Source organism: Microbacterium sp. Y355 (genome assembly GCF_059445345.1).
This window is the reverse complement of the sequence record NZ_JCAIUD010000001.1, coordinates 2090992-2104473: the sequence shown is the minus strand read 5'-3', so window position 1 is coordinate 2104473 and position 13482 is coordinate 2090992. Positions and strand designations below refer to the sequence as shown.

Genomic DNA, 13482 nt, shown 5'->3' with positions numbered 1-13482 from the left:
CGACCCAAAGGAAACGTCATGCCAGACAACGTCGTAGCCGATGTCATTCGAGCGCTGATCGAGAACATGAAGGGCGACAGCGGTGGTTGGGACTCCTTCGCGATGATCCTCGAGTTCCCCGAAGGGGAGTTCAACGAGGCTCATGGGTACACGTATTCTCCTGACGGTGTCATCACTGCCGTGGCTTCAGACCCGTGGGCGGTCGCACCGGCGGTAAAGGCGTATACGGACAGCTACTACAAACCGGATGAGACGTTGCCGGTGAAGATTCTCGTTCAGTTCGACCGTGTATCCGGACGTTACAACGTGATATTCGAGGACACTGACGAGAAACGCTGGAAGGTCACGCCGCGCAATTTCGACGAGGTCTGCGAGGAATTGCGCCCAAAGTTCGACTGACCGCACCGCGATCCAGCGCCACCGCCCCCTCCATGGCAGGATGTTCCCGAGGGGGCTCGCTACGTGAATGAACTGAATCCTGCTTCGGAGCCTGAAGAGGCCGCCAGGGCGAGGGATGCGAACCATGTCGCACCGCTTCGCCTTGAGTTCGCCGGTGAATGGCACGACCTGCCTACAGAGAAACCGTTCATTATCGGACGCGAGGGTGACCTCGAGATCGACGACAACCCCTACCTGCACCGCCATTTCCTGGAGCTGCAGCACCGCGATGGCCTGTGGTGGCTGGCGAACATCGGCGTGCGTATCGCGGCCACGGTCTCCAGCGCCGGCGGCGCGGTCCAGTCGTGGCTCTCGCCGGGCGCACGGATGCCGCTTGTCTTCGAGCGCAGCGTGATCGTGTTTACTGCTGGCCCCGTCACCTATGAGCTGAGCCTGCACACCGAGCAGGCCCCGTATGAGGTGTCCCGCCAGGTGGAAGCGTCAATGAGCGGCGAAGAGACGGTCATGCCGGCCAGTTTTACGCCATTGCAGAAGCAGCTCATGGTCGCCCTTGCCGAGCCGATGCTGCGCCGTGAAGGCGTGAGCATCAACGAGCTGCCGTCGTCGAGCGTCGCTGCCGAGCGTCTCGGGTGGACGATGAGTAAGTTCAACCGCAAGCTCGACAACGTCTGCGACAAGCTTGACCGCATGGGAGTACAGGGTCTTCGTGGCGGCCCGGGCAAGCTGGCGACCAACCGTCGTGCCCGCCTGGTCGAGTATGCGGTGACCACGCAGGTTGTCACCCGCGCGGACCTTCCTCTACTCGACGATGAGGCACTGCGAAATCAGAGCGATTCCGACGGCGACTGAGATGCTCTGCTCAGCGCATCGCGTCGGCGAGGTGGCGTGAGTCGGTGCTGAGTACCTTCACCATGATCCCGCGCTGACGCAGATCCGTGATCGTACGGGTCTCTTCGTCACGGTCGCGGCCCAGCGCGTGCACGTTCGTGACGACGAGCACATCACCCTTCTTCAGCGTGGGGATGAAACGTGCCAGACGGTCGCTCCAGCTCTCCAGGATCTCGGGTGCCGGATGCCGGAACCCTTCGATCGGGACACCGAAGCGGGTCAGGTCGTCGCGCTGCTGCACGACCGACGGCATCCCATCGCGTGAGACGACCAGCCCGACCAAGCGCGATCCAGTGGGGCGTGCGTGCCACCAGTCGTGGTCGTGCTGAAGCTGGGTGAAGCACTTCGAGCACTGGGTCGCCTGGTGCGGCAGATGCAGCGGGCTTGTCAATGGCTCGTGATGTCCGGATACGGTCGTCAGATCAGTCGAATCACTCATCGGCGCACCTCCAGCATCCATTCTGCCCTGTTCTCGAGCGTGCGCGGTACTGGCTCAGAGAACCCCGAGCCCCCGCACCGCCTCGCGTTCCTCGACGAGCTCAGCGACGGAGGCATCCACTCGCGCTCGCGCCCACGCATCCAATTCGAGGCCTTCGACGATCTGCCACTCGCCGTCGATCGAGCGCACCGGGAACGATGACATGAGCCCCTCCGGAACGCCGTACTCACCGTGTGAGACGACGCCTGCGCTGGTCCAGTCATCCGTCCCTTGCACCCAATCGCGGGTGTGCTCGATCGTCGCGTTCGCGGCGGATGCCACGGAAGAAGAACCGCGCACTTCGATGATCTCTGCACCGCGCTTCGCGATCCGCGGGATGAAGGTCTGCTCCAGCCACGCCGAGACATCACCGACATGCTCCGCGAGCGCCTCGAGAGCCGGCCGCCCATCGACGGTCGCGTGCGAGACATCAGGGAACTGCGTCGCGGAATGATTTCCCCAGATGGGTAGGCGTCGGATGCTCGAGACCGGTGCATCCAGTGCCAGGGCGAGCTGAGCGCGGGCACGGTTCTCATCGAGACGCGTCAGGGCCGTGAAGCGCTCGGAGGGCAGCCCGTCAGCGGATGCCGCGGCGATCAGCGCATTCGTGTTCGCCGGGTTGCCGACCACAGTGACGCGCACATCGGCCGCAGCGTTGTCGGCGATCGCCTTGCCCTGGGGGCCGAAGATTCCGGCGTTGGCCGCCAGCAGATCAGCACGTTCCATACCGGGCCCGCGTGGCCTAGCACCGACCAACAGTGCGAGGTTTGCCCCGTCGAAGCCGGTGGCGGCGTCGTCCGTCACCTCGACGTGCTCGAGCAGATCGAATGCGCCATCCTGCAGTTCGAGGGCCGCACCCTCTGCAGCCTTGAGGCCCTGGGGGATCTCGAGCAGCCGTAGCCGCACCTTCTCGTCAGGGCCGAGCAGTGCCCCTGCGGCGATGCGAAACAGCAGTGCATACCCGATCTGCCCGCCCGCACCTGTGATCGTGATTGTGGTCGACATGATTCGAGCCTACGACTGGGGGTCACTCAAGCACAGAGTGCGCGGTAATCTCATCGCATGACGTTCAATCCTGACGCCGATATCTCGGGCCACAAGACTCGTCGTCCCGGGCGCACAGCCGCGGTCGCTGGCGGCGGTATCGGACTGCTCGCCCTCATCGCGCTGGTCGCCGGTCCTTTGCTCGGCATCGACCTGTCGGGGCTCGTCGGCGGCACCCAAGACCCCGGATCGGGATCTGACGAGAGCACGGTGCTCGCCTGCGAGAGCGGCGAGGATGCCAACACACAGGACGACTGCCGCATGGCGGGCGCCCAGCTGATGCTCGACGAATATTGGGCGCAGCATGTCGAGGGCTACACGCCGCCGCAACTGTACGTTTTCCATGGTCAAACGTCGACGCAGTGCGGCACGGCGTCGAACTCGGTCGGTCCGTTTTACTGCCCTCCGGAGCAGGGCGTGTACATCGACCCGGACTTCTTCCAGATCATGCGTCAGCAGTTCGACGCATCCGCTGGCGAACTGGCGCAGCTCTACATCGTGGGCCACGAGTGGGGCCATCACATCCAGAGCATCACCGGCACGATGGACGCCTACCCGAACAACGGCACTGGGCCCGCCAGCAACAGTGTGCGCACTGAGCTTCAGGCCGATTGCTACGCGGGCGCCTGGCTTGCCGATGCGGCAAGCCAGACTGATCCGGAGGGCCGGAACTACCTGGAGACACCGACCGAGGCCCAGATCGAGGACGCGTTGAACGCGGCCTTTGCCGTCGGCGATGACCACATCCAGGAGCAGTCCGGCTTCAACAACCCCGAGTCCTGGACGCACGGTTCGAGCGACCAGCGTCAGAGGTGGTTCGCAAGCGGCTACGAGAACGGGCTCGGCAGCTGCGACACCTTCACGATCAGCGCAGACCAGCTCGGATAGCGTCTCTCCTCCCGCAGTCGGCGGGTGCTGCGCGGTACGGTGAAGAGACCGCCATGTGGCGGCAAATCTTATTCATCGGGGGTTGAATATGAATCTGGATGCGCTTTATCCACCGATCGAGCCGTACGACAGCGGGATGCTTCTCGTCGGCGACGGACAGCGCATCGCGTGGGAGGTCAGCGGCAATCCTGACGGGAAGCCGGTCGTATTCCTGCACGGCGGTCCCGGCGGCGGCACCGCCCCGTGGCATCGACAGTTCTTCGACCCGGAGAAGTACCGGATCGTGCTTTTCGATCAGCGTGGCTGCGGCAACAGCAAGCCGCACGCGAGCGAGCCAGAAGCTGATCTTCGTTTCAACACCACCGCGCATCTGATCGCCGATCTCGAACTGCTGCGTAAGAACCTTGGCATCGAAAAGTGGCAGGTCTTCGGTGGCTCGTGGGGGAGTGCACTCGCGCTCGCCTACGCACAGGCGCATCCGGATGCGGTGACCGAGCTGATTTTGCGCGGCATCTTCACCCTCCGCCGCATGGAGCTGGAATGGTTTTACGAGGGCGGAGCGGGTGCACTCTTTCCCGACCTGTGGGAAGACTTCGTCGCGCCGATTCCGATTCTCGAGCGCAACCACATGATCGAGGCCTATCACCGCTTACTGTTCGATCCGAACCCTGCCGTTCACGTTCCGGCCGCGAAGGCGTGGTCGACGTGGGAAGGCTCCACCATCACACTGCGACCGGATGCAGACAAGGTCGCGGAGATGACCGAAGATGCCACGGCGGTGGCATTCGCCCGCATCGAGAGCCACTTCTTCGTGAACCGTGGCTGGTGGACCGAGGGACAGCTGCTGGACGGGGTAGACGCGATCCGGCACATCCCCGCGGTGATCGTGCAGGGGCGTTACGACGTCTGCACGCCGATGATGACCGCGTGGGATCTGCACCGAGCCTGGCCGGAGGCGGAGTTCGTCGTTGTCGATGACGCTGGGCACGCGGCATCCGAACCCGGCATCCAGAGCGCGCTGCGCGACGCAACCGATCTTTTCGCCGACGACTGATCCGCGCCGGCCCGCGTAATCGGCTCAGGCGCGAAGTGCCTGGAACAGCGTCTTCGCCAGACCCAGGACGTTGCCACTCGCGCGGTAACGCGTCAGGCCCTCACACACGACCGCTCCGGTGCGTGCAGTGACAAACCATGGTGGCGTCGGCAGGATCGTGAAGCGTCCGCCGCCGTTCGCGACAGGAAGCGAGCGCGGGAACGGACGGAATGGGCCGCGCACGACCGACCGCTCCACGTTGTCGAGGAGCAGGGCATTGTGCACGACGCCGAGTCCGCTGCCGACGTCGTCGATCGTGTTTCCGGGGAATGCGCCCCACGTCAACGTCGGTGTGATGAAGCCGAATGCGGTCCAAGCGTTGATCGCGATCGAGCCGTAGCGCAGGTCAGCGATCGCTCGTTCGAATCCCGTGCCGAGGGACTGCTGCGTGGTCGGGTCGATCAGCAGGTTTGCGCCGAGCGTGCCCTGGAGTTCGTCGTTCGCGTAGGCGACGGCGGCATCCAAGAACTCCTGACCGGTGCCGGTGATCTCGACAACGCCGAGCACGGGAGCGAAGTACTCGGTGCTCTGCAGCGCGCTCGCGTCGTCGCCATCGCCGATCTCGACGAGCAGGCGATCGCCAAGCACAAGGGCGTCGGGGTAGTCATCGCTTGCCTGCTGCATCCGGTCGACGGAGCCCGGATACCAGGCCGGACGCTCCGGGGCTTTCGCATAGGCGCGACGCAGTGCCACACGGAACGCATCGCGCTGAGCCCAATCGGACGACATGATCACGACCTGACCGGCGATGCAATTGTGGCCGCAGTTCTGCAGTCGCATCGTCGCGATGTGCTCTGCCTGGAACGTGAGGTCGGCCTCCGTCCACTCGCCGGGGACCACGATGATGGGCGAAACGCCGCCGAGTTCTGCGGTGATCGGCGTCTTCAGCTGCGGTCGGTTCTCGCGGCGGCGGCGCTTGCCTGCCGCGCCTGTGCCCCACACGATCGTGTCGAAGGTCGCTGCCGACCCAGTGATGTGCACATGGACCAGCTTCTTGTGAGCCGTGAGGTAGGCGCCGGTCTCGCCGTCGCCACGCACGATCCGTAGAAAGCCTGGCTCGATCAGTGCGGCCAGGGCGTGTTCGAAGACCGGCACCAGAGCATCCTGCGTCGGGTTCACCTTCAGAAGTACGGTGCGATTGTGTGCGAGCAGTTCGTAGAGCACATCGAGCACGGGGATCGAGGTGACATTGCCTGCACCGAGCACCAGGCCGACACCGCCGGCGTTTGCGGGAGTGCGCTGGGCGAGGCCTGCCCCCGCGCGCGCCGATCGCGGCGTCGTGCCAGGCGTGAGCCACACCTCGCCGGTGAAGCCAGAGAGCAGCACCTTGTCGATGCCGGTCAGCGGGAACGCGTGCACGACCGTTCGGCCGCCCGGTGCGCGACCGAGCTGGATTCCCTCGAGCGGATTGCGTCCTTCGGACAGGCGAGAAAGCGTCTCGATGTATGCGTCGAGCGCTCCCAGCACGCTGTAGGGCCCTGCCAGCCACTCCTCGCCCCGCAAGGGATGGCTGCCGTTCAACCCCTTGGACATTGCCGCGGTGTGCGCCCACTCCTCAGCGGAGGCGGCGACTGCCGTGCGAACAGCGCGCAGCAGCGTCGCGCGCTGGCCGACGCCGAGAGCAGACCAGGTGAGCGAGCCCGTCTCGAGCTCGTCGATTGCGGTATCGAGGCGTGCGCGATCGGTGTCAGTCAGACCGGTCGCGGCAGCGGTTGCTGAGGTCATCAGGATCTCCTTCAGGCGGGTTTCCAGCCTATGCGGGCTGGTTTGCCGCGGTCTCGATATCGTGCCGGCGCAGGGGGTACCGGAGGAGAGGAATGAGACTCAGCGACATCAGGACGGCTGGCACGATGCTGAAGCTGAGCACGATGCCTGCGATCGCGGCGTCCGGTTGCACAGTTGCGGCGCCGGTGAGGTCGAGGCCGGCGACGCTGGAGACATAGCCTGTTGCGGCAAGCACGAGTGCGACGGTGGTGGCACCCAGTGCGAATCCGATGGTCTCGCCGGCTGTCCAGATCCCGGTGAAGGTGCCTGCCTGGCCTGGGCCGCTCGTCCGCTCGTCGTGCGAGATCACATCCGGCAGCATCGCCATAGGCAACGACTGCAGGCCGGCGTACGCGATACCGGCCACGGCCACTGAGGCGTATATCCATTCGCCAGGAGCCCAGACCGCGATGGTGATCGTCGCGGAGGCAACCAGGAAAAGGATGCTGGCACCGAAGAACGCTCGCTCCTTGCCGATCCTGTTCGCGATTGCCGTCCAGCCTGGCGTCGCGAGAAGCGCAGGGCCGACAAGCGCGACGAACAGCAGCTCGACCGCGGCCTCATCGCGAAGAACCCAGCTTGCGACGTACTGCGCACCGGCGAGCATCGTGCCGGTGGCGAGGGCCTGCAGCAGAAAGGTGCCGAGCAACGCGCGGAACGGGATGCTGCGGCGCAGCGCCCGGAACCCAGAGAGGTACTGGTCGCGAAGGCTGGACGCTACGACTATTGATCCCTCGGCAGGCTCAGGAGTCGAACCGGCCGCGGCTGCGGCATCCGTCGCTGTGCGACTTGCGAGCAGCATCCCGATCCCGATCACGACGCCGGCGACGATGCCCATCAGCAGATAGCCGGTGACCGGATCGCCAGTGGCGCGGCGGAGCATGGGCCCGCCCGCCCCGAACAGCAGAATCGCGGCGGTGAGCACGACCACGCGCCAGCCGAGCAGGCGGGTGCGCTCGTCGTAGCTGCGGGTGAGTTCGGCCGGCAGCGCGACATATGGCACCTGGAAAAGGCTGAACGCAGTCGCGGTGCCGAGGAATGCCAGCAGCACGCAGGTCGCACTCGCGGCAGGGCCCCAGGACGGCGGCACGGCGAACGTCAGCGCGAAGAAGACCGGCAGTGTGAGTGCGCCGGTCACCATGAATCCGCGGCGAGAGCCGGTGCGTGCGAGTTGGCGATCGGATGCCGCCCCGATCAGCGGATCGATGACGACGTCCCACACCTTCGCGGAGGTGACAATGAGTCCAGCGGCGAGGGCGGCGACACCCAGATTGTCGGTGAGAAAGTACGTCAGGACAAGCCCGGGAAGGGTCGCGTAACCGCCGGTGCCCAGCGAGCCGATCGCATAATTCACGATCGTGCGCGGAGACAGGCGGGAGGATGCTCGTTCGGGCCGAGCGCCAGTGCTCATCGCGCCAGTGTAGCGGCGCGGAGCCGGGTCAGATCAGCCTGCTCAGATCAGCGCGAGCTCGCGAAGCCGCGACTCGACGTCGTCGTTCGAAGGTTCGACGTGATGCGAAGCATCCGGGTACACGATGACCGGGATGTTCATGCGCCCGGAGATCTCCTTGGCGATGTCAGCGGCGGCCGGCTCAGCAACCAGGTCCACGTAGGTGTACTCGACACCGAGCTCGTCGAGCTGCTTCTTGGTGCGGATGCAGTCACGGCACCAGTCGGCGCCGAACAACGTGATGGTGTCAGAGGCAGGAGAAGTCATATATCCAGGATATGTCGGCCCAGCAGACCGGGCGTCGAAAGTGCTGTCACCGTCGGATCGCAAGCCATGAAACGATAGATGCTGGCAATGCGAGCGTCGGGGAGGAGAGGCACGTGGGAACGTCAATCACTGTCATCGTGCCGACCTTCAACGAGCGTGACAACGTCGCCGAACTCGTCGCACGCATCGGTGGGGCATTGGGTGGCCGCGAAGCGGAGATCCTCTTCATCGATGACAGCTCAGACGACACGGCCGCGGAAGTCGTGCGCGTCGCCTCCGACGCTGCGCTGCCGGTGCGGGTGATTCATCGCAGTGCGAACGTCGGCGGGCTGGGCGGCGCGGTCGTGCTGGGCATGGCAGAGGCCGCAGGCGACATCTGCATCGTGATGGACGGTGACCTGCAGCATCCGCCCGAGTTGCTGCCCATCATGCTGAAGCGGTTCGAGCAGGGCGACGCTGATGTCGTCGCGGCATCCCGTTACGTCGGCGGGGGCGACTCCCGTGGTCTCGGCACGGCGCTGCGATTCGGCGTCTCGCGGGCGGCGACCTGGCTGGCGAAAGCGATGTTCCCGCGGCGGCTGGCGCGCAGCACAGACCCGATGACCGGCTTCTTCCTCGTCGATCGACGACGCCTCGATCTGCCGACCCTGCGGCCGCAGGGATTCAAGATCCTGCTGGAGATCCTCGCTCGGTCGGATGTGCGCATCGCCGAGGTTCCAATGGAATTCTCTGAGCGCCGCAACGGCACGTCGAAGGCGACGCTACGCCAGGGTGCCACCTTCGTCGCACACCTGACCCGGTTGCGATTCGGCAAGATGTCGCTGTTCGCGCTGATCGGCGTGATCGGCGCGGTCGCGAATCTCGGCATCATGTGGGCGCTCACGACGATGGGCATGCCATATGTCTGGGCGGCGATCGTCGGCGCAGTGGTGACGATCATCGGCAACTTCCTGCTGCAGGAGCGGTTCGTGTTCGCCGATATGCGTCAGGATGCCCGCGGCGCCTGGGCGCGGTTCGGCGCATCATTTACTTTCAATGGCATCGAAGCGACGCTTCGCATTCCGATTATGGCGCTCATGGTCGAGACCTGGCACATCTCCAGCGTGCTGGCCACTGCGCTCTCGCTGATCGTCGCGTTCTTCGCGAGGTTCCTGTTCCACTCGCTGGTTGTTTACGCGCCGCGCAGGCGGGGGAAGTCGGATGCCGCGGCTGAGCCGCCGACTGATACGGCGGGGCAGCGCATCATCCGTGCGATCGACGCCGAGGCGATGCGCCCCGGCGAGCTCTGAGCGTCGACGGGCGACCTAGGATGAGGGGCGGCGCGCTGCTTCGTCTCGTGTGATGCAACCCGCCTGACGGAAGGGATGCTCATGCTGCCAAACGTTGTCGTCGGGGCCGGAATCGTCGGACTCGCCACCGCCAGGGCGATGCTTCGGCGTGATCCAGATCGCCCGCTCGTCATCCTGGAGAAGGAGCGCGACGTCGCGCTGCATCAGACTGGCCGGAATTCGGGCGTGATCCATTCGGGGCTCTACTACGCCCCCGGTTCACTGAAGGCCGACTTCGCGATCCGCGGGGGCCGCCTGCTCCAGGAATTCTGCCAGGAGCACGGCATCCGCTACGACGTTCCGGGCAAGCTCGTCGTCGCCACTCGTCCGCAGGAGCTCCCCAGATTGGAGGCGCTGCGCGCCAGGGGTATTGCCAACGGGGTGTCGGTCCGCGACCCAGAACCCGGCGAGATCGCAGAACGTGAACCCCACATCGATGTCCTCTCTGCGCTCGTCGTCGAGCCGACCGGACGCGTCGACTATGGGGAGGTCTCGCGGGCGCTCGCCGCTGAGGTGCGGGCAGCCGGAGGCGAGGTGCGGTTCGGAGCCGAGGTGTCCTCTGTCGTGGAGTCGGCAGAAGGAGCCAGAGTCGAGGCTGGTGATCTCTCGCTTGTCGCTCATCGGGTGGCCGTGTGCGGAGGGCTGCACGCCGACCGGATCGCCCGTCGATCGGGACTTTCTGTCGACGTGAGGATCATTCCCTTCCGTGGCGAGTACAGCGAACTCCGCGCAGACCGCGCCCATCTGGTGAAGGGGCTGGTGTATCCGGTGCCTGATCCTGACCTGCCGTTCCTCGGCGTTCATCTCACGCGCGGGATCGACGGCGCGGTGCACGTGGGGCCGAACGCCGTGCCGGCACTTGCGCGAGAGGGTTACTCCTGGAGTCACATCTCGATCCGCGACACTGCGGATACGCTCGCCTTCCCCGGTGCTTGGCGGTTGGGAGCTGGCTATATCGGCGTGGGGGCGAAAGAGGTGTTCCGTTCGCTCTCCGGGCGGGCGATGCTGCGCGCCGCGCGCGAGATGCTCCCTGAACTGCAACTCGGCGACCTCGCGCCCTCCCAAGCAGGCGTGCGGGCGCAGGCGGTTGGCAGGGACGGACGGATGCTCGACGACTTCCACTTCGTGTGCAGCGGTCGAACCCTCCACGTCCTGAACGCGCCGTCACCGGCGGCAACGGCGTCATTGCTCATCGGTGAGCACATCATGGACGTACTCACGGCCGATTGATGATGCCGAATCAGATCGGCGCACGCACGGCCGACGTCTGAGCGACAAGTTGGGCGTTCCCAGCCCGCATCGTGGAAGGGCTGGTAGGCTGATTGTGCAACGTGAACGATTCGCCGTGATTCGGCGCTTCACGTAGCCACTGATCAGGGCCGTAAAGGACCGCTCGCACCGACGCGCGCGGCATCCGCTTCTGATTTCAAGAACCTGAGATGCGCCTGCGCGCGCGTCCGCACAAAGCAATGAGCATCACCATAATGAGCAGTACGTCCACACATTCACCCTTACCCCTGAACTGGAAACAAGCAGACGACAACGTCTTTGTCGCGACCCGCGAAGGCGAATTCGCCGGTTTCGTCGAGCGCGAAGGCGCCACACACGTTGTCCACGACAACCATGGAGCCGACCTCGGTTCGTTCTCCACACTCGCCGACGCTCGGTCGGCCCTCGAGTACCCGCCGCGCCGCCGCACGCGGTCGATTCGGCAGACGCTGCGTCGTCATCTGACCAGGGCTCGTTCCTGAAGGTCACTTCCGTTGGGGAACGTATACGCGGTGGCGTATACGGGGCACGTTAGCCTGGAGTGAAGCGAACGGCGTCCGCCCTTGGCTTCACAGCTCAAGGGCTCCGATCGACAGGAGAGCATTATCTCCACCTCAACGGTCGTCGAAACGACCGAAAACATCCTCGGACCAGTACGCCAGACGTACGCAGGCAATGCCGACTTCCCTCCGATGGCGAAGGCATATCGAAGCGTGTCGCAGGTCGTACGTGAGACCGGACTGCTCAATCGCACCCAGTGGTTCTACCTGCTGACGGGAGTGGGCATCGCCCTCGCCCTCGGTGGTGCGATCACCGGATTCATACTGCTCGGCGACAGCTGGTTCCAACTGCTCATCGCCGGCGCGCTCGGCATCATCTTCACGCAGATCGCCTTCGTTGCGCACGAAGCTGCACACCGGCAGGTGCTGACTTCTGGGCCGGCGAACTTCCGCCTCGCTCGCGTCCTCGTTGGACTCGTCGGCATGAGCTACTCCTGGTGGGACAACAAGCACACCAAGCACCACGGCAATCCCAACCAGGTTGGCAAGGACCCGGACATCGAAGTCGACACGGTCTCGTTCCTCGAAGAGGATGCTGCCAAGTCCCGTGGCCTGATCCGCCTGATCACCCGCAAGCAGGGGTGGCTGTTCTTCCCGCTGCTCACGCTGGAGGGTCTGAACCTGCACTACCTCGGTCTGAAGTACCTGTTCACTAAGAAGGGTGTTAAGGGTCGCTGGATTGAACTGGCACTCATCACCGCGCGTCTCGCCGCCGTTCTGGTTCCGGTCTTCTTGATGCTCCCGCTCGGGATGGCGTTCGCGTTCATGGGCGTGCAGCTTGCCGTCTTCGGCGTTTACATGGGCGCCGCGTTCGCCCCGAACCACAAGGGCATGCCGATCATTGAGCCGGGTGCCCGACTGGACTTCTTCACCAAGCAGGTTCGCACCTCTCGCAACATCTCCGGTGGTTGGTGGGTCACGATGTTCATGGGTGGCCTGAACTACCAGGTGGAGCACCACCTGTTCCCGAACATGCCACGGCCGCACCTGGCCAAGGCTCGCGGCATCGTGCGCGACTACTGCATCTCGAACGACGTGCCGTACACCGAGACGAACCTGATCCGCTCTTATGCGATCGTCATCGAGTACCTGAACCGCGTCGGGCTCGCCGCGGGTGCCGATCCGTTCGACTGCCCTGCTGCGACGCAGTTCGGTCGCGCAGCGGCATAGCTCCCCGCAAACTTCAGCGGTCCATCCGCGCTTCTGCGGCCACATCCTTCGGGAGAGGCCGCAGAAGTTCGTTAGGGCCGCAAAAGTTCGTTAGGACCGCAAAGCTTGCTGCAGGTCACGCGACCCGCGACACCCACCCGGTCTCGTGCAGGCGTTGGAAGGCATCGAGCAGCAGGTCGAGTGTGAACTCGAACTCGGACTGATAGTCGCACGCGCCCTGCGGGTTGCGGATGGCCGCATCCATCGCGATCGCTGTGACATGCGGGTATTGAGCAGCCATGACCTGCATCATCGCTTGCTGTTCTGCTTCGGATGCCGCGGCCGGCGCAGGTGCGGCCGAGAACGCCTCGGCATTGAACCCCCAGATGCGGTAGCCCAGCGCGTGCATAGCGTGGTGGGCGAGATCTACTGACACTCCACCATCGATGAACTCTCCGGCGACGGCGTTCATATAGGTGAGAGCGCCCGGCGTCTGCTGGGTGGCGCTCTCGATCGCAGCTCGCAGCCACGGATGCCGAGCCAGCGCTTCCCTCGCTGACAGCACCCGCGCACGTACGGCGTCTCGCCAAGGAAGACCGGATGTCGGCGCCTCATACTCCGCGACGACAAGGTCGATCATTCCACCGATGAGATCATCCCGGTCGGAGACGTGCTTGTAGAGCGCCATCGGCACGACACCCAGCCCGCCCGCAAGTGCGCGCATGCTGAGCGGTGCCAAGCCTTCGCGATCGGCGAACGCGGCGGCGGCGGTGAGGACGCGACCTCGGTCGAGGGGTACGCGCTTCGGTGCGGTCATCGATCTCCCTCTTGACGAGTTTACAGCGTACACCTAGGCTCGGGGTGAAAAGGTGTACGCCGTACACCCTGCGTTGATTTCGAAGGGA

The 13482-nt window shown here is 64.8% G+C and carries 14 protein-coding genes; 8 read left to right on the top strand and 6 right to left on the bottom strand.

Features of this window, described 5'->3' with window-relative positions:
• Window positions 1–18: 18 nt before the first annotated feature.
• Window positions 19–399, top strand: coding sequence for a hypothetical protein (locus AC1C2O_RS10150; RefSeq protein WP_495430308.1), 381 nt, complete (start codon window positions 19–21; stop codon window positions 397–399).
• 168 nt (window positions 400–567) lie between these two features.
• Entirely contained in the window at window positions 568–1248 is a 681-nt protein-coding gene (locus tag AC1C2O_RS10145) for a hypothetical protein (protein WP_495431721.1), read from the top strand.
• A 10-nt stretch (window positions 1249–1258) separates the two neighbouring features.
• Here AC1C2O_RS10145 and AC1C2O_RS10140 read toward each other — a convergent pair whose 3' ends face one another.
• Window positions 1259–1726 (bottom strand): recombinase family protein, encoded by a 468-nt coding sequence (locus AC1C2O_RS10140; RefSeq protein ID WP_495430307.1) that lies wholly within the window; start codon window positions 1724–1726, stop codon window positions 1259–1261.
• A 54-nt stretch (window positions 1727–1780) separates the two neighbouring features.
• Window positions 1781–2770: a malate dehydrogenase gene (locus AC1C2O_RS10135; protein WP_495430306.1), complete on the bottom strand. Its 990-nt coding sequence runs from the start codon at window positions 2768–2770 to the stop codon at window positions 1781–1783.
• Between the two features lie 57 nt (window positions 2771–2827).
• On the opposite strand from AC1C2O_RS10135, the gene ypfJ reads away from it, so the two are divergent.
• Complete coding sequence (ypfJ, locus tag AC1C2O_RS10130) at window positions 2828–3697, top strand: KPN_02809 family neutral zinc metallopeptidase (RefSeq protein WP_495430305.1); 870 nt, start codon at window positions 2828–2830, stop codon at window positions 3695–3697.
• Window positions 3698–3785: 88 nt separating this feature from the next.
• Complete coding sequence (gene pip, locus AC1C2O_RS10125) at window positions 3786–4751, top strand: prolyl aminopeptidase (protein ID WP_495431720.1); 966 nt, start codon at window positions 3786–3788, stop codon at window positions 4749–4751.
• A gap of 24 nt (window positions 4752–4775) precedes the next feature.
• Here the strand turns inward: pip and AC1C2O_RS10120 are convergent, their stop codons facing one another.
• Genes AC1C2O_RS10120 through AC1C2O_RS10110 form a run of 3 tightly spaced genes read right to left on the bottom strand, consistent with a single transcriptional unit; the run spans window position 4776 to window position 8271 of the window.
• Window positions 4776–6515 carry an aldehyde dehydrogenase family protein gene (locus AC1C2O_RS10120; RefSeq protein WP_495430304.1) on the bottom strand — a complete coding sequence of 580 codons (1740 nt, stop codon included), beginning with the start codon at window positions 6513–6515 and terminating at the stop codon, window positions 4776–4778.
• Between the two features lie 28 nt (window positions 6516–6543).
• Window positions 6544–7965, bottom strand: coding sequence for an MFS transporter (locus AC1C2O_RS10115; protein WP_495430303.1), 1422 nt, complete (start codon window positions 7963–7965; stop codon window positions 6544–6546).
• A 42-nt stretch (window positions 7966–8007) separates the two neighbouring features.
• Window positions 8008–8271 (bottom strand): glutaredoxin family protein, encoded by a 264-nt coding sequence (locus tag AC1C2O_RS10110; protein ID WP_495430301.1) that lies wholly within the window; start codon window positions 8269–8271, stop codon window positions 8008–8010.
• 113 nt (window positions 8272–8384) lie between these two features.
• Between AC1C2O_RS10110 and AC1C2O_RS10105 the strand changes: the two genes are divergently transcribed.
• From AC1C2O_RS10105 to AC1C2O_RS10090, 4 genes are all read left to right on the top strand, one after another.
• Window positions 8385–9560 carry a glycosyltransferase gene (locus tag AC1C2O_RS10105; protein ID WP_495430300.1) on the top strand — a complete coding sequence of 392 codons (1176 nt, stop codon included), beginning with the start codon at window positions 8385–8387 and terminating at the stop codon, window positions 9558–9560.
• 81 nt (window positions 9561–9641) lie between these two features.
• The gene (lhgO, locus tag AC1C2O_RS10100; RefSeq protein WP_495430299.1) at window positions 9642–10829 is read left to right on the top strand and encodes an L-2-hydroxyglutarate oxidase; all 1188 of its coding nucleotides are present in this window, start codon (window positions 9642–9644) and stop codon (window positions 10827–10829) included.
• Between the two features lie 254 nt (window positions 10830–11083).
• On the top strand, window positions 11084–11350 hold the full coding sequence (locus AC1C2O_RS10095; protein WP_495430298.1) for a hypothetical protein: 267 nt from the start codon (window positions 11084–11086) through the stop codon (window positions 11348–11350).
• Between the two features lie 81 nt (window positions 11351–11431).
• The gene (locus AC1C2O_RS10090; protein WP_495430297.1) at window positions 11432–12598 is read left to right on the top strand and encodes a fatty acid desaturase family protein; all 1167 of its coding nucleotides are present in this window, start codon (window positions 11432–11434) and stop codon (window positions 12596–12598) included.
• Between the two features lie 115 nt (window positions 12599–12713).
• On the opposite strand, the gene AC1C2O_RS10085 is transcribed toward AC1C2O_RS10090, so the two are convergent.
• Entirely contained in the window at window positions 12714–13394 is a 681-nt protein-coding gene (locus AC1C2O_RS10085; protein ID WP_495430296.1) for a TetR/AcrR family transcriptional regulator, read from the bottom strand.
• Between the last annotated feature and the right edge of the window lie 88 nt (window positions 13395–13482).